Annotated in this window: 26 protein-coding genes and 1 pseudogene; 18 read left to right on the forward strand and 9 right to left on the reverse strand. The window is 67.4% G+C overall.

The window, feature by feature from the left end; genetic code table 11:
- Positions 1–46: 46 nt before the first annotated feature.
- The 5 genes from hisC (at position 47) to OC184_RS04640 (ending at position 5,789) form a co-directional block, all read left to right on the forward strand.
- Positions 47–1,135, forward strand: a complete 1,089-nt coding sequence (gene hisC / locus OC184_RS04620; protein WP_265506023.1) for a histidinol-phosphate transaminase — start codon at positions 47–49, stop codon at positions 1,133–1,135.
- The gene (locus OC184_RS04625) at positions 1,132–2,052 is read left to right on the forward strand and encodes a prephenate/arogenate dehydrogenase family protein (RefSeq protein ID WP_265506024.1); all 921 of its coding nucleotides are present in this window, start codon (positions 1,132–1,134) and stop codon (positions 2,050–2,052) included. The genes hisC and OC184_RS04625 overlap by 4 nt, the downstream gene beginning before the upstream one ends.
- A gap of 70 nt (positions 2,053–2,122) precedes the next feature.
- A complete protein-coding gene (locus OC184_RS04630) occupies positions 2,123–2,680 on the forward strand; it encodes a gamma-glutamylcyclotransferase (RefSeq protein WP_265506025.1) in 558 nt (185 codons plus the stop codon).
- A 181-nt stretch (positions 2,681–2,861) separates the two neighbouring features.
- The gene (locus OC184_RS04635; RefSeq protein ID WP_265506072.1) at positions 2,862–4,076 is read left to right on the forward strand and encodes a biopolymer transporter ExbB; all 1,215 of its coding nucleotides are present in this window, start codon (positions 2,862–2,864) and stop codon (positions 4,074–4,076) included.
- A gap of 3 nt (positions 4,077–4,079) precedes the next feature.
- Positions 4,080–5,789, forward strand: a complete 1,710-nt coding sequence (locus OC184_RS04640) for a peptidoglycan -binding protein (RefSeq protein WP_265506026.1) — start codon at positions 4,080–4,082, stop codon at positions 5,787–5,789.
- A 48-nt stretch (positions 5,790–5,837) separates the two neighbouring features.
- Here OC184_RS04640 and OC184_RS04645 read toward each other — a convergent pair whose 3' ends face one another.
- Genes OC184_RS04645 through OC184_RS04655 form a run of 3 tightly spaced genes read right to left on the reverse strand, consistent with a single transcriptional unit; the run spans position 5,838 to position 7,892 of the window.
- Entirely contained in the window at positions 5,838–6,176 is a 339-nt protein-coding gene (locus OC184_RS04645; RefSeq protein ID WP_322630175.1) for an SMR family transporter, read from the reverse strand.
- A complete protein-coding gene (locus OC184_RS04650; RefSeq protein ID WP_265506027.1) occupies positions 6,173–7,216 on the reverse strand; it encodes a YihY/virulence factor BrkB family protein in 1,044 nt (347 codons plus the stop codon). The genes OC184_RS04645 and OC184_RS04650 overlap by 4 nt, the downstream gene beginning before the upstream one ends.
- Positions 7,217–7,226: 10 nt before the next feature.
- Positions 7,227–7,892 carry a hypothetical protein gene (locus OC184_RS04655; RefSeq protein ID WP_265506028.1) on the reverse strand — a complete coding sequence of 222 codons (666 nt, stop codon included), beginning with the start codon at positions 7,890–7,892 and terminating at the stop codon, positions 7,227–7,229.
- A gap of 144 nt (positions 7,893–8,036) precedes the next feature.
- Here OC184_RS04655 and purB point away from each other — a divergent pair, with 144 nt between their 5' ends.
- From purB to gap, 4 genes are all read left to right on the forward strand, one after another.
- A complete protein-coding gene (gene purB, locus OC184_RS04660) occupies positions 8,037–9,350 on the forward strand; it encodes an adenylosuccinate lyase (RefSeq protein WP_265506029.1) in 1,314 nt (437 codons plus the stop codon).
- 75 nt (positions 9,351–9,425) lie between these two features.
- Complete coding sequence (locus OC184_RS04665; protein ID WP_265506030.1) at positions 9,426–10,436, forward strand: FliG C-terminal domain-containing protein; 1,011 nt, start codon at positions 9,426–9,428, stop codon at positions 10,434–10,436.
- A 53-nt stretch (positions 10,437–10,489) separates the two neighbouring features.
- Positions 10,490–10,633 (forward strand): hypothetical protein, encoded by a 144-nt coding sequence (locus OC184_RS04670; protein WP_265506031.1) that lies wholly within the window; start codon positions 10,490–10,492, stop codon positions 10,631–10,633.
- A 92-nt stretch (positions 10,634–10,725) separates the two neighbouring features.
- Entirely contained in the window at positions 10,726–11,727 is a 1,002-nt protein-coding gene (gap, locus tag OC184_RS04675) for a type I glyceraldehyde-3-phosphate dehydrogenase (RefSeq protein ID WP_265506032.1), read from the forward strand.
- A gap of 168 nt (positions 11,728–11,895) precedes the next feature.
- Here gap and OC184_RS04680 read toward each other — a convergent pair whose 3' ends face one another.
- The 3 genes and pseudogenes from OC184_RS04680 to OC184_RS04690 all read right to left on the reverse strand — a co-directional run bounded on the left by OC184_RS04680 (position 11,896) and on the right by OC184_RS04690 (position 13,013).
- Positions 11,896–12,111: an SDR family oxidoreductase gene (locus OC184_RS04680; protein ID WP_265506033.1), complete on the reverse strand. Its 216-nt coding sequence runs from the start codon at positions 12,109–12,111 to the stop codon at positions 11,896–11,898.
- A 41-nt stretch (positions 12,112–12,152) separates the two neighbouring features.
- Positions 12,153–12,638: pseudogene (locus tag OC184_RS04685) on the reverse strand (SDR family NAD(P)-dependent oxidoreductase); the annotation flags it as partial.
- A gap of 63 nt (positions 12,639–12,701) precedes the next feature.
- Entirely contained in the window at positions 12,702–13,013 is a 312-nt protein-coding gene (locus OC184_RS04690) for an antibiotic ABC transporter (RefSeq protein WP_265506034.1), read from the reverse strand.
- 154 nt (positions 13,014–13,167) lie between these two features.
- Between OC184_RS04690 and pyrC the strand changes: the two genes are divergently transcribed.
- From pyrC to OC184_RS04730, 8 genes are all read left to right on the forward strand, one after another.
- The gene (pyrC, locus tag OC184_RS04695; protein ID WP_265506074.1) at positions 13,168–14,211 is read left to right on the forward strand and encodes a dihydroorotase; all 1,044 of its coding nucleotides are present in this window, start codon (positions 13,168–13,170) and stop codon (positions 14,209–14,211) included.
- Positions 14,208–14,879, forward strand: coding sequence for an orotate phosphoribosyltransferase (locus tag OC184_RS04700; RefSeq protein WP_265506035.1), 672 nt, complete (start codon positions 14,208–14,210; stop codon positions 14,877–14,879). Before pyrC ends, OC184_RS04700 begins: the two co-directional genes overlap by 4 nt.
- A 292-nt stretch (positions 14,880–15,171) precedes the next feature.
- Positions 15,172–16,656, forward strand: coding sequence for a replicative DNA helicase (locus tag OC184_RS04705; RefSeq protein ID WP_265506036.1), 1,485 nt, complete (start codon positions 15,172–15,174; stop codon positions 16,654–16,656).
- 4 nt (positions 16,657–16,660) lie between these two features.
- On the forward strand, positions 16,661–16,987 hold the full coding sequence (locus OC184_RS04710) for a DMT family protein (RefSeq protein WP_265506037.1): 327 nt from the start codon (positions 16,661–16,663) through the stop codon (positions 16,985–16,987).
- Between the two features lie 165 nt (positions 16,988–17,152).
- A complete protein-coding gene (locus tag OC184_RS04715) occupies positions 17,153–18,340 on the forward strand; it encodes a multidrug effflux MFS transporter (RefSeq protein ID WP_265506038.1) in 1,188 nt (395 codons plus the stop codon).
- Positions 18,341–18,399: 59 nt separating this feature from the next.
- Entirely contained in the window at positions 18,400–19,797 is a 1,398-nt protein-coding gene (locus tag OC184_RS04720; RefSeq protein ID WP_265506039.1) for a helix-turn-helix domain-containing protein, read from the forward strand.
- Positions 19,798–19,991: 194 nt separating this feature from the next.
- A complete protein-coding gene (locus OC184_RS04725) occupies positions 19,992–21,260 on the forward strand; it encodes a DUF5930 domain-containing protein (protein WP_322630176.1) in 1,269 nt (422 codons plus the stop codon).
- Positions 21,250–21,738 (forward strand): bactofilin family protein, encoded by a 489-nt coding sequence (locus tag OC184_RS04730; RefSeq protein WP_265506041.1) that lies wholly within the window; start codon positions 21,250–21,252, stop codon positions 21,736–21,738. Before OC184_RS04725 ends, OC184_RS04730 begins: the two co-directional genes overlap by 11 nt.
- Before the next feature lie 442 nt (positions 21,739–22,180).
- On the opposite strand, the gene coaD is transcribed toward OC184_RS04730, so the two are convergent.
- From coaD to OC184_RS04745, 3 genes are all read right to left on the reverse strand, one after another.
- Positions 22,181–22,672, reverse strand: coding sequence for a pantetheine-phosphate adenylyltransferase (gene coaD, locus OC184_RS04735; RefSeq protein WP_265506042.1), 492 nt, complete (start codon positions 22,670–22,672; stop codon positions 22,181–22,183).
- An 87-nt stretch (positions 22,673–22,759) separates the two neighbouring features.
- Positions 22,760–23,221: a CBS domain-containing protein gene (locus OC184_RS04740; protein ID WP_265506043.1), complete on the reverse strand. Its 462-nt coding sequence runs from the start codon at positions 23,219–23,221 to the stop codon at positions 22,760–22,762.
- 73 nt (positions 23,222–23,294) lie between these two features.
- Positions 23,295–24,194, reverse strand: a complete 900-nt coding sequence (locus tag OC184_RS04745; protein WP_265506044.1) for a LysR family transcriptional regulator — start codon at positions 24,192–24,194, stop codon at positions 23,295–23,297.
- 100 nt (positions 24,195–24,294) lie between these two features.
- On the opposite strand from OC184_RS04745, the gene OC184_RS04750 reads away from it, so the two are divergent.
- Positions 24,295–25,794: a CoA-acylating methylmalonate-semialdehyde dehydrogenase gene (locus OC184_RS04750; RefSeq protein WP_265506045.1), complete on the forward strand. Its 1,500-nt coding sequence runs from the start codon at positions 24,295–24,297 to the stop codon at positions 25,792–25,794.
- Positions 25,795–25,849 lie beyond the last annotated feature (55 nt).

Raw genomic sequence — 25,849 nt, forward strand, 5'->3', positions numbered from 1 at the left:
TTGCGCCGGGCGCCGGACTACATGGGGCGCAGACAAGGATGAACCGATGACCCAGATACCCGTGCAGCCCGGCATCATGGACATCGCGCTCTATGTCAGCGGCGAGAGTGCGCTGGCGGGGCGCGAGGATGTGCTGAAGCTTTCCTCGAACGAGAACCCGTTGGGGTGCAGCCCTGCGGCGATCGACGCTTTCAAGGAGGCCTCGGCCCAGCTGCACCGCTATCCTGCGACGGACCACCGGGCGCTGAGGGTGGCGATCGGAGAGGTTCACGGGCTTGATCCCGACCGCATCATCTGCGGGGTGGGGTCGGACGAGGTCCTGCAATTCGTCGTTCAGGCTTATGCCGGACCGGGCGACGAGGTGATCACCACGGAACACGGGTTCTCGATGTACCCGATCCTGGCGCGGATGGTCGGGGCCACGCCCGTGACCGTGGCCGAGGCCGAGCGCCGGATCGATGTGGACGCGATCCTGGCGGCGGTGGGTGAGCGCACGCGCGTCGTCTTCCTGGCCAATCCCGCCAATCCGACCGGGACGATGATGACCGAGGCCGAGCTGCAGCGCCTGGTCGATGACCTTCCGCCGCGGGTCATCCTGGTCCATGACGGCGCTTATACCGAGTTTGCGGCAGGTTTCGACGGCGGGGCGTCGATCGTCGACCGGCATCCGAACGTGATCATGACGCGGACGTTTTCCAAGATCCACGGGTTGGGCGGGTTGCGGATCGGCTGGGGCTATGCCAGCCGCGAGATGATCGAGGTGCTGAACCGCATCCGCCAGCCCTTCAACCTGTCGAACGCCCAGATGGCCGCCGCCGAGGCGGCGATCCGCGATACTCACTTCACGGCGCGCTGCGCCGACCTGAATGCGCGGATGCGCGACCGGATGAGAAACTCGCTGATCCAGATGGGCATCGCCTGCGACGAGAGCTTTGCGAACTTCGTTCTGGCCCGCTTCGACAGCGCCGACACCGCCGCGGCGGCCGACGCGGCGCTGCGCGAGGACGGCATTCTGGTGCGTCGAGTGGGCGGCTATGGCCTGCCGGCCGCCCTCAGGATCACCGTGGGGGACGAGGACGGCGTCAACCGCGTGCTAGACAGCCTGGGCCGCTTCATGGCAAGGCGCCGGGCATGAGCGTGATCTATGACCGCGTGGCGCTGATCGGGCTCGGCCTGATCGCCGGATCAATGGCGCTGGCGATCCGCGAAGGCGGGCTGGCGCGCGAGGTCACCGGCTTTGCCCGCAGCCAGGCCACACGCGACGTCGCGTGCGAGATCGACCTCTGCACCGTCTGCGACACTGCGGCCGAGGCGGTGGCAGGCGCGGACCTGGTCGTACTGGCCGTTCCGGTCGGCGCGATGGGCGACGTTATGGCCGAGATCGCGCCGCATCTTGCGCCGGGGGCGACGGTGACCGATGTCGGGTCGGTCAAGCAATCGGTGATTGACGCGGTCGCCCCGCATCTGCCGGCGGGCGTGCATTTCGTGCCCGGCCACCCGCTGGCCGGCACCGAACATTCTGGGCCGCGCGCCGGCTTTGCGTCGCTGTTCCGCAACCGCTGGTGGCTGCTGACCCCCCTGCCCGACAGCGATGCTGACGCCATTGCGCGGCTGGACCGGCTGATCACCGCGTTGGGCGCCAAGACCGACCGGATGGAGGCGCCGCATCACGACCTGGTCCTGGCGGTGACAAGCCACGCGCCGCACCTGATCGCCTATACCATGGTCGGCGTGGCCGATCACCTGCGGCGGGTGTCGGGCGAGGAGGTGATCCAGTATTCCGCCGCGGGCTTTCGCGACTTCACCCGGATCGCCGCCAGCGATCCGACGATGTGGCGCGATGTCTTCCTGCACAACAAGGAGGCCACGCTGGACATCCTGGGCCGCTTCACCGAGGAGCTGTTCGTCCTGCAACGCGCCATTCGGATGGGCGACGGGCAGCAGCTGCACGACTACTTCACCCGCACGCGCGCCATCCGCCGCGGCATCATCGAAGCCGGCCAGGACACCGAGGCGCCGGACTTCGGCCGCCCCGGCGCCCGCGCCACCTGAACTGCCCGCACGGTCCCCTTCCGTCTGGCGGGCCGCTGGCCTACCTTTCACCTGAAAGGAAGGACGGACGATGGACAGGATCGATTGGGTTTTCGGCTATGGCTCCCTAATCTGGAATCCCGGTTTCACGCCGGTCGAGACGGTCGCCGCGCGGCTTGGCGGCTTTGCCCGCAGCTTTTGCCTGCGGTCGATCCAGCACCGGGGGACCGAAGCGCTGCCGGGCCTCGTCCTGGGGCTCGACTCGCAGGAGGGGGCGACCTGCCAGGGCCTGGCGCTGCGCATCGCGCCCCAGGATCACGACACGGTCCTGGACGAACTGCGCCGTCGCGAGCTGGTCACGGATGCCTACCGCGAGGCCATCCTGCCGCTTGACTTGGAAGACGGGCGGCAGGTCCGGGCGCTGGCCTATGTGATGCGGCGCGATCACTGGCAGTATGCCGGCGGCCTGCCGCATGACGAGCAAGCCCGCATCATCGCGATCGCGCAAGGCGGCAGGGGGCCGAATTCGGAATACCTCTTCAACACCGCCTCGCACCTGGCCAGCATCGGGATGGCGGACGACCACCTTGAGGCGCTGTCGGCCAAGGTTCGGGCGCTGCAGGAAGGCAACGGCAAGGCGCAGCGGTAACGCATTTGTGTCGCGATGCTTGGCAAGCGCGGGGCCGGTCCCTACAGTCGCGGAAGGAACGGCGGCAACGGGGTATCACGTGAGCGATCAGACCAATGGCGATCCGCAGGCCCCGTCGCGGCTGACCTTGACGAACCGCCGCCTGGCGGCGACCCGCGACCAGGCGCTGATCGGCAGCGGCATGCCGCCGCGCTTCTCTCAACCGGTTCGCCAGATCCTGCTGATGCTGAGCGTTCTGGGGTTGGTGCTGGCCGGCGGCTGGTTCGCCTATGGGCGCATCCTGCCGATCTTCATGGCCAACCGCTGGCTGAACGGCCTGATCCTGGCGGTCTTCGCCATTGGCGTTCTGGCCTGCTTCTGGCAGGTCGCGCAGCTGGTGCGATCGGTCAGCTGGATCGAGCGTTTCGCCGCCCATCGCCGCGATGCCCAGCCCGGCATGCCCGAGGACCAGGCCCCGCGCCTTCTGGCGCCGCTGGCGGCGCTTCTGGGCACGCGCGGCCCCCTGGGCGGCGCGATCTCGGCCAGTTCGGGAAGATCAATTCTTGATTCCGTAGCCACGCGCATCGACGAGATCCGCGACATCACGCGGTATTTGGCGAACCTGCTGATCTTTCTTGGACTCCTGGGGACGTTCTATGGCCTTGCAACGACCGTTCCGGCAGTGGTCGACACGATCCGCGCATTGGCGCCGCAGGATGGCCAGACGGGGCTGGAGGTCTTCGACCAGCTGATGACCGGCCTCGAGGCGCAGCTGGGCGGCATGGCGACCGCGTTCTCGTCCTCGCTTCTGGGTCTGGCGGGATCGCTTGTGGTCGGCCTTCTGGAACTGTTCGTGACCCACGGGCAGAACCGCTTCTACCGTGAACTGGAAGAATGGATGTCGGGCTTCACGCGGCTCAGCATCGGCGCCGGCGACGGCGAGGGGGTGGATCAGGCGGCGTTGGCGGGCTTCCTGGAGCAGATGGCAGGCCAGATGGACCGGCTGCAAAGCTATCACGCCGAACGCGACGCGATGCGCGAGGAGGCCGCGCTGATGGCCGACGAACGCGTGGTCGTGATGGCCCAGGCGGTCGAGGCGCTGGTGGACCGCAGCGGGACGGATGACGGCAGCAACCAGCTGACCGCCGCGCTGACCCGACTGGCCGACGGCCAGGACCGCCTTCTGGACGAGGCGCGCCTTGCGCGGGAAACGGCCGCGCCGGTCGATCTGTCGCGTCTGGAGCATGCGCTGAAGGTCCTGGCGGCCGATCTGAATGATGGCCGTGACGAGATGGTGGCCGAGCTGCGGTCCGACATCCTGGTCCTGACCCGGGCTGTCCGCGCGGCGCGTTTCGGCGACCCGTTCCGCGACGACCTACTGCGCCGCGAACCCCTGCCCCATCACGGCGAGGGCTAGCGGATGCGGCTGGCGCGGGGCGCATCGGGGCAGCGGTTCTCCTCGACCATCTGGCCGGGCTTCGTGGATGCGATGACCGCGCTGCTGATGGTGCTGATGTTCGTGCTGACCATCTTCATGGTCGTGCAGTCGGTGCTGCGCGAACAGATCAGCACCCAGGACAGCACCATCACCGAGCAGGTGCGCCAGATCTCTCGGCAGCAGCAGCAACTTGACACGCTCGGCCAGCAGGTCGGCGCGCTGAGCGAGGCCTTGACCGCATCCGAGGAACGCGAGGCCGACCTGTCCCGCAACCTTGAGGCCGAGATGGCCCGCGCCGCCGAGGCCGAGGCCGAGGCCCGCGACAGGGCCGCCCAGATCACCCGCCTGACCACGCAGCTGGACCGGGGGCAGGAGGAGCTTCAGGCCGCGCAAAGCCGCCTCACCGATTTCGAGGCCGAGGTCGCTGCGCTGCTGGCCGCCCGCGCCGCCAGCGAGGAGCGGGTCGCCACGCTGCAGACGGAGCTGACCGATGCGACCGAGCGTGCATCTGCGGCCGAGTTGGCCGTGGCCGCCGCCAGGTCCGAGACCGACGCGCAGGCCGAAGCAGCGCGCCTGGCCGCCGCGCGGCGCGACGCGCTCGAGGCGCTGACGGCCGAGTTGCGCGCCCAGGTGAGCCAGGGCGAGGCGCAGCTGGCCGAGGCCCAGACCGCACTCTCGGAAAGCCAAGCCCGCGTCGAGCGCGCCGACGCCGCCCTGACCGAAGCCGAGGAGACGCGGCTGGCCGAGGCCGAGGCCGCCCGCCTGCTGCGAGAGCGGCTGGAGACGGCCGATGCCGAACTGACCGCCATGACCCTGGCGCTGGAGGAGCGCCGCCGCGAGGCCGAGGAGACGCTGACGCTTCTGGCCGCCGCCAATGCTGCCCGCGAGGAGGCCGAGGCACAGGCGCAGGACAGCTTGTCGGATGCCGAACGCCAGGCTGCGCTGCTGATCGCCGCCCGGCAGGAGCTGGCCGAGCAGGAGGGCCTGGCCGAGGACAGCCAGCGCCGCGTCGCCCTGCTGAACGAACAGGTGGCGCAGCTGACGGCGCAGCTGGGCTCGCTGCAAGCGCTGCTGGATGCCGCAGGCGATGACCAGGAAGAGGCCGAGCTGCGGGTGGCGGAACTGGGGCAGCAGCTGAACGCCGCCCTGGTCCGCACCGCCGAGGAGACCCGCCGCCGCCTCGCGCTCGAGGAGGAAGCGCGCCTGGCGGCCGAGGCCGAGGCGCAGGACCTTGCCCGTTATCGCTCGGAGTTCTTCGGCCGGCTGTCGCAGATCCTGTCCGGGCGCGAAGGTGTGCAGGTCGTGGGCGACCGCTTCGTCTTCCAGTCCGAGGTGCTGTTCGCCCCCGGCGAGGCCACGCTTTCCGCCGAAGGTCGTCAGCAGGTCGCGAACCTTGCCGAACTGCTGCAGGACATCGCCGACGAGATCCCGCCAGAGATCGACTGGATCATCCGCGTCGACGGTCATACCGACAGCCTGCCGCTGTCGGGGCTGGGCCGGTATCGCGACAACTGGGAACTGAGCCAGGCCCGCGCGCTGGCCGTGGTCCGTTACCTGACCGACGACCTGGGCTTTCCGGCAAGCCGCCTGGCGCCCACCGGCTTTGCCGACACGCGGCCGGTGGCCGGGGGCGACACCCCGGAAAGCCGCGCCCTGAACCGCAGGATCGAACTGAAGCTGACCGAGCGCTGACGGCCCCGTCAGCGCCGTATTCCGCTACGGTAACCCCGCCCGAGCGCGCTAATGGCCGACTGTCTTCGAGAATACGTTGATGATCACGACGCCCGCCACGATCAGCGCCAGACCCAGCACCGCCGGCCCGTCAAGCCGCTGGCCGAAGGCGACCCAGCCGATCAGGGCGACCAGCGCCACGCCGAACGCGCTCCAGATCGCGTAGGCGACGCCCAGGGGCAGCACCTTCAAGGTGATGGACAGCAGATAGAAGCTGGCCAGATAGCAGACCGCCATGGCGACTGTGGGCCACAGTCGGGTGAACTGCTCGGACCGCTGCAGCATCGACGTGCCCAGAACTTCCAGGCTGATCGCCAGCAGCAGCGGGACATAAGGGGACTGGATCACGAATGGGCCTCGGTCGATGCACGGGGGACGTCCAATCCTGCCATGCGCTTCAGGTGAAGCTCAATCTCAGAATTGATCTCGGCGCCGATCAGCAGGATCGTGGCGTTCAGCCACAGCCAGATCATCAGCGCAACGACCGCCCCAAGCGAGCCGTAGGTCTCGTTGTAGTTGCCGAAGTTCGCGGCATACCAGGAAAACAGCATCGAGGTGATCACCAGCGCCACCGCGGCGAAAATCGCGCCCGGAGAGATCCAGCGCCAGCGCGACTTGGGCGCCGCCGGACCATAACGATAGACCGCGGCCAGCGCCAGCACCAGGACGCCGAACATGATCGGCCAGCGGATGACGGTGACCAGCATTTCCCCACCCCAGCTCATCGGCAGCAGGCGCAGCATGGCGGGGATGACGGCAATGACCGCCAGCATCAGCGCGATCAGTGCCAGCCCCGACAGGGTGAACAGCATCGCCACCAGGTTCAGGCGCACGAAGCTGCGCGTCTCTCGCTGGAAAAAGGCGACGTTCAGCGCCGACAGCAGCGCCTTCATGCCACCATTTGCGGACCAGAACGCCACCATCAGCGCGACGATCCCGGCTAGCGACAGTGCCCCGTTCGAGGCCGAGGCGATCGAGACGACCTGCCCGCGGATGATGTCAAGCGAACTCTCGGGCAGGAGATTTCTCAGCAACTCGAGGTCGGTCTGGATGGTCGCGGGATCTGCATAGAGCCCATAGAGCGACACGAAGGCGGTGATCGCCGGGAACAGCGACAGCAGGCCGAAGAACGTGACCCCGCCCGCGACCGAGGTGACCCTGTCAGCACCGATCTGCGTCAGCACCGACTGTGCGACCTTCATCACGTCCCTGCGGCGCATGTCGCGCAGGCCGGGCATCCGGCCGCGGCGGTTCAGGACTCGCGCCTGCGGACGCGGCGGGGCGGTTGCTTCCTCGGGGGCAGGCAGGCCGAAGCGCCGCCGGGTACTGTCATCCAGCGGGTCGAACAGCGCCGACAGGACACCGGGCTTGGGCTTGCGGTCCGCCATCGTTCCTCCCCTACAGGCGATGCATGCGATCTGGATCCTCGGGCTTGGGTGCGGGGCGGCGGTCTTCGGGCGCGACGGGGCGCGGGCCGGGGCTGCCGTTCAGGATCGCCTTCAACTGGTCGGCCGCGACCACGAAATCGCCAAGGATCGAATTCGCCTGCCGCGACACGCCCCGGAACGACTCAAACGCATCCGAGATCGACCGGGCGACGCCGTTCAGGCTGTCGGTCAGCTCCGTCGCGGTCCGCGTCAGGTCTTGGGCGAGGTTTCCGCGGGGGTGCCGCGTCTCGGCCGCCCCGGCCCGCAGGCGCGCGGATTCCCGGTCGTCCTCAAGCGCCTGCGCCCTGACCCGGCGGCGGACCTCGTCGCGCTCGGCCTCGGTCATCTCGGCGAAGCGCGGGGCGTGGACGGGCCCGTGGATGCGAGGGGCCGGATGCCTAGGGCCGATCAGCTTGCGCGCCGTCATGGTGGCCGCTGCCGTCAGCCCCGCGACGCCAAGCGCCATACCGCCCCAGACGATGACCTTCGTGGCGGTCGACGCCTCTCTCGGCAGGTTGCGGCGGCGGGCAGTGGGGTCATCCGTCAGATGCCCGTCCGGGACCGGGCGTGGCCCGAAGCGCGTCTGGCTGGTGCGATCGGCCTCGGCCGGCGGGGAATGGGGGTCCTGGGGGCGCATGACGGTCCTCGGCTGGCGGGTTGGTCCTGCAGGATCAACCCCTTGGCACATGGGATCGTTCCGCGCAGCCCCGGCAGGCGTCATGAAAACTTGCCCCCGCGGCAGGTCCCGGCTATGCCCCCGCCAACCGCAAAGGAGCCCAGCATGATCCCGCGTTACGCCCGCCCCGAAATGGTCGCCATCTGGTCGCCCGAGACCAAGTTCCGCATCTGGTACGAGATCGAGGCCCATGCCTGCGACGCCCAGGCCGACCTGGGCGTGATCCCGCGCGAAAACGCCGAGGCCGTGTGGAAGGCGAAGGATGTCGAATTCGACGTCGCCCGCATCGACGAGATCGAGGCCGTCACGAAGCACGACGTCATCGCCTTCCTGACCCACCTTGCCGAACATGTGGGCAGCGATCAGGCGCGCTTCGTCCACCAGGGGATGACCAGCTCGGACGTGCTGGACACGACGCTGAACATCCAACTGGTGCGCGCCGCCGACATCCTGCTGGCCGACATGGACCGCGTGCTGGCGGCGCTGAAGACCCGCGCCTACGAACACAAGGACACGGTCCGCATCGGGCGCAGCCACGGCATCCACGCCGAACCCACCACGATGGGCCTGTCCTTCGCCCGCTTCTACGCCGAGATGGCGCGCGGCAAGGCCCGACTTCAGGCCGCTCGCGAGGAAGTCGCCACCGGCGCGATCTCGGGCGCCGTAGGCACCTTCGCCAACATCGACCCCGCGGTCGAGGAGCATGTCTGCGCCAAGCTGGGCCTGCGCCCCGAACCGATCAGCACGCAGGTGATCCCGCGCGACCGGCACGCGATGTTCTTCGCCACCCTTGGCGTCATCGCCAGCAGCATGGAAAACATCGCCATCGAGATCCGCCACATGCAGCGGACCGAGGTGCTGGAGGCCGAGGAGTTCTTCAGCCCCGGCCAGAAGGGTTCGTCGGCGATGCCGCACAAGCGCAATCCTGTGCTGACGGAAAACCTGACCGGTCTGGCCCGCCTTGTCCGCATGACCGTCATCCCGGCGATGGAGAACGTGGCGCTGTGGCACGAACGCGACATCAGCCATTCGTCGGTCGAACGCGGCATCGCGCCTGACGCGACGATCACGCTGGACTTCGCGCTGAATCGGCTGGCGGGCGTCATCGAGAAGCTGGTGATCTATCCCGACAACATGCTGGCCAACATGAACAAGTTCAAGGGCCTGGTCATGTCGCAGCGGGTGCTGCTGGCCCTGACGCAGGCCGGCGTCAGCCGCGAGGACAGCTATCGCCTGGTGCAGCGCAACGCGATGAAGGTCTGGGAGAAGGGTGCCGACTTCAAGGAAGAGCTTCTGGCCGACCCCGAGGTGACCGCCGCCCTGACCCCTGCCCAGATCGAGGAGAAGTTCGACCTGGGCTATCACACCAAGCATGTGGACACGATCTTCGCCCGCGTCTTCGACATCCAGCCGCTGTAAAAGGCGGCCCCCGTCAACCTTGCGTTAGGGTTGTCGTGGCATGGTGCCCCCTGACTGAACAGGACAGAGGGCGCCATGTCGAACCAGATCGGGCTCAGCCAGCGGCAGAAGGCCGCCGTCATCGTGCGGCTTCTGCTGGACGATGACGAGGTGTCGGGCCTCGACCGGCTGACCGCTGACGACCAGACGCTGCTGGCGCAGGAAATGGTTGGGATGCAGCTGGTCGACCGCCACACCCGCGACGCCGTCATCACGGAGTTCTGCGACAGCCTCGAATCCGTCGGCGTCACCTTTCCGGGGGGTCTGGACGGGACGCTGGCAATGCTGGGCACGCGGCTGTCGGACGACAGCAGCGACCGCCTGCAGCGCGCCGCAGCCATCGCGGGCAAATCCGACCCCTGGGTACGCCTCTGCAAGCTGCCCAAGGATTCGCTGATCGCGCTCGCCACATCCGAATCGATCGAGCTTGTGGCGCTGATGCTGTCGAAGCTTCCGGTCGAGGCGGCGTCCGCCACCTTCATGGGCCTGTCCCGTGACCGCGCCCGTGCCGTCGCCCAGGCGATGTCGATGACCTCGGGCGTGACGCCCGAGGCGCTGCGCCGCGTGGGCCTGGTCCTGCTGCAGGCGGCCGAGGCACTGCCCAAGCCCGCGATCCCGACCCCCGCCACCGACCGCATGGGGGCGATCCTGAATTTCGCCACCGCCGATCTGCGGGACGAGGTGCTGGGCGCCCTGGACGAACGCGACGTGGACTTCGCTGACGGCGTCCGTCGGGCAATCTTCATCTTCGCGCATATCCCCGACCGGATCGAGCCGCGCGACGTCCCCCGGATCGTGCGCGAACTGGACCAGCCGGTCCTCGTCCGCGCGCTGTCGGGAACTGCCGAAGCCGACGTCGCCGCCGCCGACTTCATCCTGTCGAACCTGTCGCAACGCATGGCAGACGGCCTTCGCGAGGAACGCGAGGCGCTTGGCAGGCTGCGCCCCAAGGACGTCGACGAGGCGATGACAGAGGTCGTCAGCGCCATCCGCCGGCTGGAGGAGACGAGCCAGCTGACCTTGCGCCTGCCGCAGGACGACGAATAGGTCGCTTGCCCCTGCACGCCCGCGCAGGATAGACCCGCCGGCGGAGGCCCCCGATGACGAACCAGATCGCGATCGCCCTGTTCCTGCTGATCTGCGCGGTCTTCGCCGCCGACCAGATCTGGTTTGGCGGAACGCTGCCGCTGACGGCGGCGCGGGGGCTGGACGACTTCATCGAATACCTGGCCTTCTGGCGCTGAAGCCGTTAGCGGCCATCATCCAGACGGCGTTTGCATCGCCCCGGAGGGCAGGCTAGAGGATGGCAACCGTCACCTGCACACGAGGGATACCCATGGCAGTCAAGGTCGCCATCAACGGCTTCGGTCGGATCGGTCGCAACGTCCTGCGCGCTATCATCGAATCCGGTCGCACCGACATCGAGGTCGTCGCCATCAACGATCTGGGCCCGGTCGAGACCAACGCCCACCTGCTGCGCTATGACAGCGTCCACGGCCGCTTCCCGGCCACGGTCACGGTCGATGGCTCCAGCATCGACGTCGGCCGGGGCCCGATCAAGGTGACCGCGATCCGCAACCCCGCCGAGCTGCCCTGGGGCGACATCGACGTCATCATGGAATGCACCGGCATCTTCACGTCCAAGGAAAAGGTGCAGCCGCACCTGTCGACCGGTGCCAAGCGGGTGCTGATCTCGGCCCCCGGCGAAGGCGCCGACAAGACCATCGTCTATGGCGTGAACCACGACACGCTGACCAAGGATGACCTGGTCGTCTCTAACGCCAGCTGCACGACGAACTGCCTGTCGCCGGTGGCCAAGGTGCTGAACGACACGATCGGCATCGACCGGGGCTTCATGACGACGATCCACAGCTATACCGGCGACCAGCCGACGCTGGACACGATGCACAAGGACCTCTACCGCGCGCGTGCCGCTGCGCTGTCGATGATCCCGACCTCGACCGGCGCGGCCAAGGCCGTGGGCCTGGTGCTGCCGGAACTGAAGGGCAAGCTGGACGGCGTCGCAATCCGCGTGCCGACGCCGAACGTTTCGGTCGTGGACCTGGTCTTCGAAGCCAGCCGCGACACCTCGGTCGCCGAGATCAACGAGGCGATCAAGACCGCCGCCGATGGCCCGTTGAAGGGTATCCTTGGCTATACCGAGGAACAGCTGGTGTCGTCCGACTTCAACCACGACCCGCATTCGTCGATCTTCCACATGGACCAGACCAAGGTGATGGAGGGCCGGATGGTCCGCATCCTGACCTGGTACGACAACGAGTGGGGCTTCTCGAACCGCATGTCCGACACCGCCGTCGCCATGGGCAAGCTGATCTGACCCCCCCACAAGGCATCGAAGCGGCGGGCGTCCTCCCGCCGCTTTTTTCATGCGCGGCCGGGTGCGGCCGGTCCCGCCCGCCGTCAGGCGGGCAGCCCCCGCGATGCAAAAACCGGTCCAGAATGCTCCGCTCTGCCGCAGCGCATCCCGCCCCGGGGGCTGCTGCTCTCACTCGGCATAGATCATGCGGACGCTCATCCCGCCATCGATGACAAAGCGCTGTCCCGTGACAAACCCGGCCTCGTCTGATGCAAGCCACGCCACCAGCCCTGCCACGTCCTCAGGCCGCCCAACCCGTCCCACGGGATGCTGATTTCGATCAGCATCGGAGTGCTCGACATCCTGCCGCTTCGACCGCTTCTCCCAGGGGCGGTTTCGATCCATCCCGGCAGGATCGTGTTGACCCTGATCTCGGGGCCAAGGCTGACCGCCAAGGCATGCGTCAACGCCACCAGCGCCCCCTTGGCTGCGGCATAGGCCTCGGTTTCAGGCTCGGACTGAAGGGCCCTGGTGGATGCCATCGTCACGATGCTGCCCCCTCCCGCCCGCAGCAGCGGGACCGCCGCGCGGATGCACAGGAACGCGCCCGTCACGTGGCTGTCCTGCCAACGGCGCCATCCCTCCAGAGACAGCTCCTCGATGGGGCCACTGACCGGATCGGCGACTCCGGCGTTGGACACCAACAGATCCAGTGGTGAATCCCCTAGCCAATCACGCACCGAGGCAAACGCCGCCGAGACATCGTTCTCGTTCCCCACGTCCACATGCAGGGCAAGTATGTCGTCGTCCACTTCGCCCAGCGCCTCGTCGTCCAGATCGAAGACTGCGACGCGCCACCCGTCCGCCCTCAGGCGCATGGCCGTCGCCTTGCCAATGCCCTGCGCACCGCCGGTCACGATTGCCGTCTTCATCTTCAGCCGCCTTTCGATCGTTTTGTTCGCACGGACAACCGACAGCGATGACGAGCGTTCCAGCTAGCGTTTCAAGGACAGCCTGCGGGAATTGGCGCGCGTCCGCCGGCCGTAGGGGCGCAGGCCCGCCGACAGCAACCGCTCGGTGCTGTGACCCCGCATCCCGGCCTGCGCCATCGCGAACAGCGACTCGGACACGGCTGCCTGTTTTTCCGCCACCATGCGGAACGGCTCTCCGGGGGCCTGGGCCATCAGGCCCATCATCCCCGCCATGCGCAGGCCGATGACCATGTTGGCCTCGATCGCCATGCGCGCGAACTGCGTGGCCAGGCGCATCTGCGCTGCGGGAAGAAACATCGGCATCATCGGCTTCATCTCAGCGTCCCTCCTCGGTGCCGCCTGTCTGCGGCCCGGCCGTGTCAGCTTGCTTGCTGCGGCGCAGCGATACAACGGCGGCTTTCGATCATGGTTCCCGAAACTTTGACGGCGCCGCTTGGCAAGGCGGCCTGCCGTGGATAGAGGCATGGCCATGACACAGACGCTGACCCTTCGCCGTCCGGACGACTGGCACCTGCACCTGCGCGACGGCGCGATGCTGGCTGCCGTGGCGCCGCATTCCGCGCAATTCGGCCGCGCGATCATCATGCCCAATCTGGTGCCGCCGGTCACGACCGGCGCCCAGGCCGCCGCCTATCGCGACCGCATCCGCGCAGCCCTGCCCGCTGGCGCCGCGCTCGACCCGCAGATGACGCTTTACCTGACCGACACGACGGACGCCGCCGACGTGGTGCAGGCCTTCCGCGACGGGATCATCCGCGCAGTCAAGCTCTATCCGGCGGGGGCCACGACCAACAGCGCCTCGGGCGTGACCGATTTCCCCCGCGTCCAGCCGGTGCTGGAGGCGATGGCCGAGGCTGGCGTGACCCTCTGCGTCCACGGAGAGGTGACCGATCCCACAGTCGACATCTTCGACCGGGAAGCTGTCTTCATCGACCGTGTGCTGGACCCGCTGCGCCGCCGCACGCCGGGCCTGCGCGTGGTGATGGAGCATATCACCACCAGCGACGGCGTCGCCTATGCCCGCGCCGGCGGGGACGACCTGGCCGCCACCATCACGACGCATCACCTGGTCATCAACCGCAACGCGATCCTGGCTGGCGGCATCAGGCCGCACTATTACTGCCTGCCGGTCGCCAAGCGCGAATCCCACCGCCTGGCCCTGCGCGAGGCCGCGAGTTCGGGCGATGCGCGGTTCTTCCTGGGCACCGACAGCGCGCCGCATCCGGATGCGGCCAAGCTGCAGCCCTGCGGCTGCGCCGGTTGCTTCACTGCCCCGAACACCATGTCGATCCTGGCCCAAGTGTTCGAAGACGAAGGCGCCCTGGACCGGCTGGAAGGGTTCACCGCGCTGCACGGTGCGGCCTTCTATCGCCTGCCAGCGAACGAGGATCGCATCACCCTGACCCGCCGCGACGCGCCGGCCGCATATCCCGCGCAGATCGCAGCCGGGTCCGAGGTCGTGACAGTCTTCGACCCCGGCTTCCCGCTCTATTGGCACCTGGAGGACAAATGAACCTGACCTTCCCCGCACGCGAGGAGATCGCCCGCCTGACCGCCCGGATGCTGCTGGAGATCAAGGCCGTCGATTTCAACGCGGCGCAGCCCTTCACCTATGCTTCCGGCCTCAAGGGGCCGACCTATGTCGACTGCCGCCGCATCATCAGCTTTCCACGCGTCCGCACCACGCTGATGGACTTCATGGCCGCGACCGTCATGCGCGACGCGGGCTTCGAGGCCTTCGACAACGTGGCGGGCGGCGAGACGGCAGGCATCCCCTTCGGCGCGCTGGTGGCCGAGCGCTTGGGCCTGCCGATGACCTATGTGCGGAAAAAGCCCAAGGGCTATGGCCGCAACGCCCGTATCGAGGGCGTGATGACCGAGGGCCAGCGGGTGCTGCTGGTCGAGGATCTGACCACCGACGGCGGCAGCAAGCTGTCCTTCGTGGACGCGATCCGCGAAACAGGCGCCACCTGCGCCCATACCGCGGTGATCTTCTACTATGGCATCTTTCCCGAGACGACGCAGCGGCTGGCCGATCACGGCGTGACGCTGCACCACCTCTGCACCTGGTGGGATGTCCTGGCCGAGGCCCGCGCCCAAGCCGCCTTCGACGACACCACCCTGGCCGAGGTCGAGGCCTTCCTGACCGACCCCCGCGCCTGGCAGGCCGCCAATCCCTGACGCCTGCTTTCGGCACGGCGGACAGGGACAGGACGTCAGGGCTGATCCTCCCCGGTTGCGGGAGAAGTGCAGGCGTCGCAGATGTAGGGCCGGGTTTTCGTACAGCTTTATGGGACAGGCTCAAGGATTACCGGGCGCCAAGACCAAAGCCGTGAGTCTTCGGTCGGTCAGCCTGCAGCGGCATCTTATCCACAGGCTGTCCACAGCTTGATGCACCGAAATCTGGGGGCGGGCAATTTTCACGCCTGCCCCTTTCCTTTATGCTGACAACTTGCAGCGAAAGGACAGAACCATGAGCGGATTGCGCGTGATCACCCCCGGCCAGACGGACGGCGAGGACAAGCCCGCCATCCCCTTCTCGCTCGAGGCGGAACAGCAGTTGCTGGGCGCGCTTCTGACCAACAACGACGTGTTCGACCGGGTCAGCCAGATCATCAAGTCGGATCACTTCTATCACCCGGTCCACGCCCGCATCTTCGACATCTGCGCCGAGCGTATCCGCAAGAACGCGCTGGCCAGCCCGGTCACCATCAAGGCCTTCCTGGAACATGACGAAGGGCTGAAGGAGCTGGGCGGCCCGGCCTATCTGGCCCGCATGGCGGCGGCCGCGATCAGCGCCTATGCCGCGCGCGACTATGCGCAGATGATTCGGGAATTTGCGCTGCGGCGCGAGCTGATGCAGCTGGGTCAGGACATCTCCTCGCGAGCGGCCACGGTCGAGGTCGGCGACGATGCCGAGGAACAGATCAAGGCCGCAGAACAGACGCTGTATAAGCTGGGCGAGGCCGGCGTGGCCGAGCGTGGCTTCCAGAGCTTCCTCAAGGCGGTCACCGGAGCCGTGCAGGTCGCGAACGCCGCCTATCAGCGCGACGGCAAGCTGTCGGGCATCTCGACCGGGCTGATCGACCTTGATGCCAAGATGGGCGGGCTGAACAACTCGGACCTGATCATCCTGGCCGGCCGTCCCTCGATGGGGAAGACCTCACTGGCGACCAACATCGCCTTCAACATTGCCCGCGCGCACAAGCTGGGCGAGAAACCCGATGGCACGCAGGGCAGCGTCGAGGGCGGCGTCGTGGGCTTCTTCAGCCTCGAGATGTCGGCCGAACAGCTGGCCGCCCGGATCCTGTCCGAGGCCGCCGAGGTGCCGTCCGAGCGCATCCGCTCGGGCAACATGGACGAGGCCGAGTTCCGCCGCTTCGTCGAAGCCGCCCATGCGCTGCAGAACTGCCCACTCTATATCGACGACACGCCGGCGTTGCCGATCAACCAGCTGGCGGCGCGAGCGCGGAAGCTCAAGCGGACGCACGGGCTCGACGTGCTGATGGTGGACTATCTTCAGCTCCTGAAGGCCGCCACCGCCAAGGACAGCCGCGTGAACGAGGTCTCCGAGATCACCCAGGGTCTCAAGGCCGTCGCGAAAGAGCTGAACATACCGGTCATCGCGCTCTCGCAGCTTAGCCGCCAGGTCGAGAACCGAGAGGACAAGCGACCGCAGCTGTCGGACCTGCGCGAATCCGGCTCGATCGAACAGGACGCCGACATCGTGATGTTCGTCTTCCGCGAGGAATACTACAAGGAACGCGAAAAGCCGTCCGACAGCGATCTGGATGCGATGGCCAAGTGGCAGCAGGTGATGGAGAGCGTCCACGGCAAGGCCGAGGTGATCCTGGGCAAGCAGCGCCACGGCCCCATCGGCACGGTCGAGCTGGCCTTCGAAGGCCAGTTCACCCGCTTCGGCAACCTCGCCCGCGACCGCCAGAGCCAGTGGGACTGACCGGTTGAACCTGCCCGTCCCGCTGGTCACGATCGGCCTGCTTCTGGCGTCGAACGTCTTCATGACGGTCGCGTGGTATGGGCACCTGAAGTTCAAGGCGGCGCCGCTGATCACCGTGATCCTCGTCAGCTGGGGGATCGCCTTCTTCGAATATGTGCTGCAGGTGCCAGCCAACCGCATCGGCCACGGGCAATTCAGCGCCGCGCAGCTGAAGACCATTCAGGAGGTGATCAGCCTCTCGGTCTTCGCGATCTTCTCCTGGGTCTACCTGGGCGAAAAGATCGGCTGGCAGCACGGCGTCGGCTTCTCGCTGATCTGCCTCGGCGCCTAGTTCATCTTCCACGACTTCGGCTGAAGCCCCTTACCGTTAGGGGGGGTGCGGGGGGCCGGCCCCCCGCCGCCGCGGGACGCAAACTGACGGTTTCGGACAGGGCGCTCTGGACGGCGGCACCTGGCTCTGCATATCGTGCAATCCCGCGGGATCGAAAGGCCGATGATGCGCACGCCCCCTCATCTTCTGACGCTGGTGGCCCTTTCGGGCGTGTCGGCGCTTTCCATGAACGTGTTCCTGCCGTCACTGCCCGGCATGGCGCGGGAATTCGGGGTAGACTACGCGGTCATGCAGCTATCGGTGTCGGCCTATATCGGCGCCAGTGCGGTCCTGCAGTTGCTCGGCGGCCCGCTCAGCGACCGCTTCGGTCGCCGTCCCGTGGTGCTGGCGGGGCTGGCAGGCTTCCTGCTGGCCACTGTCGGCACGCTTCTGGCCACGACCGCGGGCGTCTTCTTGGTCTTCCGGCTTCTGCAGGCGGTCATCACCGTCTGTATGCTGGTGCCCCGCGCCGTCGTCCGGGACCTCTATGACGGCGACCGGGCGGCGTCGATGCTGGGCTACGTCACGATGGGCATGGCGGTGGTGCCGATGATGGCCCCGGTCGCCGGCGGCGTTCTGGACGAGCTCTTCGGCTGGCAGGCGAACTTTGCCGTGATGGGCCTTCTGGGCGTCCTTGTCCTGGTCCTCGCCTTCCGCGACATGGGCGAGACCGTGCGCGGCGGTGGCCTGCCCCTCCGGCGCCAGATGGTGAACTATCCCATCCTCGCGCGCTCGCACCGGTTCTGGGGTTATTGCCTGGCGGCCACGCTGTCCTCTGGCGCCTTCTTCGCCTATCTCGGCGGTGCGCCATTCGTGGGCGAGCGTGTCTTCGGCCTGACGCCGGCGCAGGTCGGCTATTGGTTCGCCGCCCCCTCGATCGGCTATATCCTCGGCAATTTCCTGTCGGCGCGCTTCTCGGCGCAACTGGGCATGAACCGGATGATCCTCTTCGGCGCAATCATCTGCTTTCTTGCGCTGTCGCTGGCGCTGCTGGCGGATCTCTCGGGGCTGGTGCGCCCGATCGTCTTCTTCGGCGCCATTGCGACGATGGGCTTGGGCAACGGCATGGTCCTGCCCAACGCCAATGCCGGCATGATGAGCGTGCGCCCCGAGCTTGCCGGCACCGCGTCGGGGCTGGGCGGCGCGCTGGCCGTGGCGGGCGGCGCGGCGCTGTCGGCGCTGGCCGGTGCGCTTCTTCAGCCGGGCAGTGGCGCGACGCCGCTTCTGGCCATCATGTGCGCCTCGGCGGCGGGCTCGCTTCTGGCAATTGCCTGGGTCTATCGGCGCGAATCGCAGCTGATCACCGCACACTAGGTTCTTGCCGCCCCGCCTTTGCAACCGCTAAGCCTGATTTGCAAAGCGGAGGGGACGGGATGGCCACGCAGAAGATCTATGCCGGCAGCGCACTGCGCGAAACCCGCGCCCGTGCCGGCCTGACGCAGCGGCGCTTTGCCGAAACGCTCGGCGTGTCGCTGCCCTACCTGTCGCAGATGGAAAACAACCACCGCCCGATCAGCGCCGGTGTGCTTCTGCGGCTGGCACAGGAATTCGGCATCGACCTGACCACGCTGGCCGCCGGCGACGCGGAACGCATGGTCATCGACATGCAAGAGGCACTGGCCGACCCGCTGTTCGACAGCGCACCGCCCCTTGCGGATCTGCGCCTTGCCGCGACCAATGCGCCGGTTCTGGCGCGGGCCTTCCTGAACCTCTATCGCGCGCATCGCGAAGGTCAGGAACGGCTGGCGGCCCTCGATCAGGCCATCGGCGCCGCCGGGCAGAACAGCCTGACGACCCCGTGGGAGGAGGTCCGCGACTTCTTCCACTATTGCGACAACTACATCGATGCGGTCGACCGCGCGGCCGAGCGTTTCGCAGCCCCCGACGGCCGGCGCGGCGATCCCTGGCAGATGGCTGTTGCGGCGCTGGCGGCCAAGGGCATCCAGGTGCGGCTGACCGAACTGCCCGCCAATTCGGTTTATCGCCGCGACGGCGATCGCCTGCTGGTCAATGCCGCGGCCGAGGCGCCAACGCGCCTGTTCCAGCTGTTGCATCTCGTTGCGCTCGAGCGTCAGTCCGACCTGCTGGACGCGACGCTGGACCTTGCGCGGTTTCGCAGCCAGACGGCGCGGGAAATCGCCCGGCTGGGGATGGCGAACTATTTTGCGGGCGCGGCCCTGATGCCCTATCGCGCCTTTCTGGCCGCCGCACACGAAGAGCGGCACGACCTGGAGCGGCTGTCGCATCTGTTCGGCGCCTCGCTGGAGCAGGTGGCCCACCGCCTGTCGACGATGCAGCGTCCCGGCGCGAAAGGTGTGCCGTTCTTCTTCGTGCGCGTCGATCAGGCGGGCACCATCACCAAGCGGCACTCGGCCACGCGGCTGCAGTTTGCGCGGTTCGGCGGCGCCTGCCCACTGTGGAACGTCCACCAGGCATTCGAGCAGCCGGGCCGCTTCCTGCGACAGCTGGCCGAAACCCCTGACGGCGTGCGCTATCTGCTGCTGTCGCGCGACGTGTCCAAGCACGCCGGCGCCTTCAATGCGCCCGTCCGCCGCTTTGCCATTGGCTTGGGGGTCGAGGTCACGCAGGCCGAGGGCATGGTCTATGCCGACGGTCTGGACCTGACCAAGCCGAGGGCGTTCGAACCCATCGGCATCTCGTGCCGAATCTGTCCGCGCCGCGACTGCCACCAGCGGTCGGTGCCGCCGATCGACCGCGACCTGCGCATTCCGCAAGACCGGCACGGACCCCTGCCCTACGAGATCGCCTGAGTTATCCACAGGTTGGCCTTGCAACTTGGGCGGGAACCCGCCGACCGGGGCAAGGTTTCGCGCATCATGGCCGACGGTTTTCTTGGGCTGTTGCCATCAAGGCACAGCTGCTGTTTACCCGACCGCGAATGGAACCAATGCGCCAGCCACGACAAGGCGTGCCTTTCGGGGGACAGTGATCGACAATGAAGGTGATGGATCGACTGAACGCGTCGCTTGGGAAGTGGCTGCCAGAGCAACGGCTGTTCCTTCGGTCGGATGACACCACCCGCGTCCTGCACCTGCGCCCCCTGACCCAGCTTGCCGGGATCAGCGGGATTACCCTCGCCTTCGGCTGGACGCTGTTTGCCAGCTCGGCCCTGATGATCGACGCCTTCGGCGCGGAAGGCACGCGGGCTCCCGCCGCGCAGGCCGGGCTGGAGCAGCGGCTGGACGAGCTTCAGGCCGAACGCGACGCCCGCGCCGCCGAGGCACTTGCCGCGCAGGCTCGCTTTGCCACGGCGCTGGACCAGGTTTCCCAGATGCAGACGCAGCTCCTCGCCTCCGAGGAGAAGCGCCGCGAGATGGAAGCGGGTCTTGGTGCCGTACGCTCGACCCTGACGGCGGCGCTGGCGGAACGCGATGCGCATCAGGCCCAGGTCGCCGACGATGCAGGCCCAGACCGCAGCAAGGAAGTCACCGTCGCCCTGGACATCCTGGCCGAAGAGCTTCGCCAGACCGCCGACCAGCGCGCCCTGGCCCGGCAGGAAGCCGACGAGGCCCGGCTGGCCGCCCAGGAACTGACTGTCGAGCGCGACCAGATCCTGGCCCGCAACGACGAGATCCTGACCCAGCTGGAAGACGCGGTGACCATCTCGACCGAGCCGCTGGACGACGTCTTCCGCTCGGTCGGGATGAACCCCGACGAGGTTCTGGCGACCATCCGCGAAGGCTATTCCGGTCAAGGCGGTCCGTTGACGCCGCTGTCCTATTCGACGCGGGGCAACGCGGCGCTCAGCCAGAACGAGACCAAGGCCCGGCAGATCATCGTGACGCTGGACCAGATGAACACCTATCGCATCGCCATCGAGAAGCTGCCGCTGGCGATGCCGGTCGAACAGGCGTTCCGCTATACTTCGGGCTTTGGTCGCCGTTGGGGCCGCATGCACGAGGGCGTGGACATGGCCGGCCCCGTCGGCACGCCGATCCACGCCACCGGCGACGGCGTGGTGACCTATGCCGGCCGCCAGGGTGCCTATGGGAACCTCATCAAGATCGAACACGAGCTGGGGACCGAGACGCGCTATGGCCACCTCAGCCGGATCGGCGTCAAAGTCGGTCAAAGGGTGTCGCAAGGCGAGCTGATCGGTGCTATGGGCAATACCGGACGCTCGACCGGGCCGCACCTGCATTACGAGGTGCGGATGAACGGTCGGGCCGTGGACCCGATGAGCTTCATCAAGGCAGCAGAAAATGTTCAGTAAGACCCGCGTGACCGAGAATCGCCCCGCCTCTCCGGCCCCCGCCGGCCCCGCACCCGAAGCCGCACCTGCCACTCCCGAACGCAATCCCGACGCCTCCGCCCCATCGACGCCGCGCCCGCGAACGGCGCCGTCGGTCATGTCGCCGGACCTGACGGTCGTCGGCAACATCAAGACGCAGGGCGACATCCAGGTCGAAGGCACCGTCGAGGGTGACATCCGCGCCCACCAGCTGACCATCGGCGAGACGGCGACCATCAAGGGCGAGATCGTCGGCGACGACGTGATCGTCCATGGCCGCGTCGTCGGCCGCGTCCGCGGGCTGAAGGTCCGCCTGACCGCCACGGCCCGGGTCGAGGGCGACATCATCCACAAGACCATTGCCATTGAATCCGGCGCGCATTTCGAAGGCTCGGTCCAGCGGCAGGAAGACCCACTGAACAACGGCGGCACGAAGAAACTGGCCCCCCCGGCCGAGTGATCGGCCTCGGCGGTCGAGAAAGACCGCCCCCTTGATCATCGTCATGCTCTGCCTGATGTTGGCGCCGTCGCTCGATAAGCGGCGGCGTGTCCGCCTTGACCGAGACGTGAAAGGCGGACTCTGATTCTGGCCGTGCGAGAGGCGTCCCGCAGGAATACCTGTCCCACGGACAATGGACTGCGGCGGGTCCAAAAGCCGAACGACGATGCGGGAGTCTTGGACGATGCCTTGGCCTGGGCCTGGGCCAGGATCAGTCAGCGGGCAATCATCTCAGGATCGACGCGAGCCTCCAGCGCAGCCGCTGCGGTCTCGGGTTCATCTGACGAGCAGACCTGCGCACTCCTCCGGACCATCATAGGCGCGGATGAACGGGAACTGCTGTCCCGCCTGGGATCACAGAAGGTGCCGACAGCGGCCCGTGCAGTTCCGGCGCCACGCCCCCCTAGCCATAGCGGCGCAGCAGCGCGTCGGCGACCGGGGGGCTGACGAATTTCGACACGTCACCGCCAAGCCGAGCGATCTCCTTGACCAGCTTCGAGGCGATTGCCTGCCGCCGGGCGTCCGCCATCAGGAACACGGTCTCGATGCTGCTGTCCAGGGCGCGGTTCATTCCGACCATCTGGAACTCGTATTCGAAATCGGCGACGGCGCGCAGGCCGCGCACGATCACCCTGGCGCCCACGTCGCGGGCACAGTCGATCAGCAGGTTCTCGAACGGATGGACCAGAATCTCGCCGCCGGTCTTCAGCGCGATGGCGTCGCATTCAGCCTGGACCATCGCCACCCGCTCCTCCAGCGGGAACAGCGGGCTCTTGTCGCGATTGATGGCGACCCCGATCACCAGCCGGTCGACCAGCGCCATGGCGCGCTGAATGATGTCGATATGACCCAGGGTGATCGGGTCGAACGTGCCGGGATAGAGGCCGATGCGCATAAGATCGCGTCCTGTGTCAGGGTCCGGGCCTCAGGCAAAACCGATTTGCCAACCGATTGCAAGGAAGCGATCGTGCGCGACCGGACGTCATGCGCCCATGATCATGCCGGTCAGGGCCTCCTTTTCGGCGGCAAGCTCTTTCAGGCGGCCGCTGACCGCGTCGCCGATCGAGATGACGCCCAGCATCCGCCCGCCTTCGTCCACCACCGGCATGTGGCGGAACCGGCCGTTGGTCATCCGTTCAAGGACGGTCAGCGCATCCTCGGCGACGGTGCAGGTCTGCACCTCGCGGGTCATGAACTCGCTGATAGGGCGCGACAGGACCCCGGGTCCGTGCTGCCCCAGCTGGCGCACGATGTCGCGTTCCGACAGGATGCCCATCGGCGTTTCGCCGTCCGTCGAGACCACGACCGCGCCAATACGCTTTTCGGCCAGCAGTTGCGCGGCCTCGGCCAGGGAGGCGTCGGGACCGATGGTCAGGATCGTGGCGGATTCGATCCACGGCTTGGCGGAATCCGACTTCATCGACAGCAACTGTTTGACCAACATGGCGAGGTCCCCTTCCCTGACGGCTTCTGTGGCTTCATCTTTTGGCCCGAATCGCGATCCGTCAAGTGCCACCCTAGTCGGGGGTGGGCAGCTGCCCCTCCAGCCGGTGGATTTCGGCGCGCACGCCCTGCGCCAGAGCTTCGGCCAGCAGCGTCAATCGGCGGGACCCGCGGTCGTCGGCATGTCGGATCAACCAGAAGCTGCGCGTCAAGGAAATACTGTCGGTCAGCACCCGCGTCACGCCCGGTGCAAAGGGCAACGCGAAGTCGTGCACGATCCCGACGCCCGCACCTGCGCGCAGCGCCTGCATCTGCACCGCCACCGAGTTCGAGCTGATCTGCGCCGTCTCGACCCCGGTGGCGGAGAGATAGTCCAGTTCGCGATCGAAGATCATGTCGGGGATATAGCTGATCATCCGGTGATCCTTCAGCGCCTGCAGGCTTGTCAGCGGCGGATGCTCGGCCAGATAGTCGCGGTGCGCGGCCAGGTGCAGCCGGTAATCCGCCAGCCGCTGCACCGTCAGCCGCCCCGCGTCCGGCGGCGACACGGCAATGGCCATGTCGGCCTCTCGCCGGGTCAGGTTGACGACGCGCGGCAGGGCGACGATCTGCACCTCCAGCCCCGGATGCGCCTTGCACAGATCGCGCGCCACCTGCGGCAGCAGATAGTTGGCGCAGCCGTCCGGCGCCCCGATCCGCAACTGCCCGGTGATGCCGGCCTCGACGCGGACAGCCTCGGATGCGGCGGCGGCTGCCTGCTCGGCCGCCTCGGCGGGTGGGATCAGGCGCGCTCCTTCGGCGGTCAGCTGGTACCCCTGCGGCGTCTTCAGGAACAGGGCGGCCCCCACCGCCCCCTCAAGCCGCGCGATGCGCCGGCCGACGGTCGAGGCGTCCAGCCCCAGCCGCCGACCCGCGCCAGACAGGCTTTCCGTCCGCGCGACGGCCAGGAAGATGCGCAGGTCGTCCCAATCCATCCCGACATCCTTTGCGTTTTTGCAAAACCCTTTTGCCACCCTGCGTCTTTATCCGGCGATATCGCAAGGCTAACTTGCCGCTCAAACAGGAGGATGACGAATGAAAGAGATTCATCACTGGATCGACGGCAAGGAATACCAAGGCACGTCCGGCCGCTTCTCGGACGTGTTCAACCCCGCCACCGGCGAGGTTCAGGCGCGCCTGTCGCTGGCCACCAAGGCCGAGCTTGACCACGCGGTCGAACGCGCCGCCGAAGCTCAGGTCAAGTGGGGCCTGACCAACCCGCAGCGCCGCGCCCGCGTGATGATGGAGTTCGTGCGCCTCATCAACCGCGACATGGACAAGATGGCCGAGGTTCTGTCCAGCGAACACGGCAAGACCTTCCCCGACGCCAAGGGCGACATCCAGCGCGGGCTGGAGGTCATCGAGTTCTGCATCGGTGCGCCCCACTTGCTGAAGGGCGAATTCACCGACAGCGCCGGCCCCGGCATCGACATGTATTCGATGCGCCAGCCGCTCGGCGTCGTGGCGGGCATCACGCCCTTCAACTTCCCAGCGATGATCCCGCTGTGGAAGATGGGCCCGGCCCTGGCTGCAGGCAACGCGATGATCCTGAAGCCGTCCGAGCGCGACCCGTCGGTGCCCCTGATGCTGGCGAAGCTGCTGCAAGAGGCGGGCCTGCCCGACGGCGTGCTGCAGGTCGTGAACGGCGACAAGGAAACCGTCGATGCGATCCTGGACAGCCAGATTATCCAGGCCGTGGGCTTCGTCGGCTCGACCCCCATCGCGCAGTACATCTATGAACGCGCCGCCCAGACCGGCAAGCGCGCGCAATGCTTCGGCGGCGCCAAGAACCATATGATCATCATGCCCGACGCCGACCTCGACCAGGCCGCCGACGCGCTGGTTGGTGCGGGCTATGGCGCGGCAGGCGAACGCTGCATGGCGATCTCGGTCGCGGTTCCCGTGGGCGACAAGACCGCCGATGCGCTGATCGAGCGCCTCGTGCCGCGGATCGAGAAGCTGAAGGTAGGCCCCTATACCGCCGGCAACGACGTGGACTATGGCCCGGTCGTCACCAAGGCCGCGAAGGAGAACATCCTGCGCCTGGTGCAGTCGGGCGTCGACCAAGGCGCAGAACTGGTCGTCGACGGCCGCGACTTCAACCTGCAGGGATACGAGAACGGCTTCTTCGTCGGCCCCCACCTCTTCGACCGTGTCACGCCCGACATGGACATCTACAAGCAAGAGATCTTCGGCCCCGTCCTGTCCACCGTCCGCGCCGGCAGCTATGAAGAGGCAATCAAGCTGGCCATGGACCACGAATACGGCAACGGCACGGCGATCTATACCCGCGACGGCGACACCGCCCGTGACTTTGCCAGCCGCATCAACATCGGCATGGTCGGCGTCAACGTGCCGATCCCGGTTCCACTCGCCTACCACACCTTCGGCGGCTGGAAGAAATCGGGCTTCGGCGACCTGAACCAGCACGGACCGGACGCGTTCCGCTTCTATACGCGCACCAAGACCGTGACCGCGCGCTGGCCCTCGGGCATCAAGGAAGGCGGAGAGTTCAACTTCAAGGCAATGGACTGATCCGTCGTCCGTGCGACACTGGCCCGGGGGTCCGGGGGGCTCTCCCCCCGGCATC

It is taken from the genome of Paracoccus rhizosphaerae (genome assembly GCF_026162645.1).
Classification (GTDB): Bacteria; Pseudomonadota; Alphaproteobacteria; order Rhodobacterales; family Rhodobacteraceae; genus Paracoccus; species Paracoccus rhizosphaerae.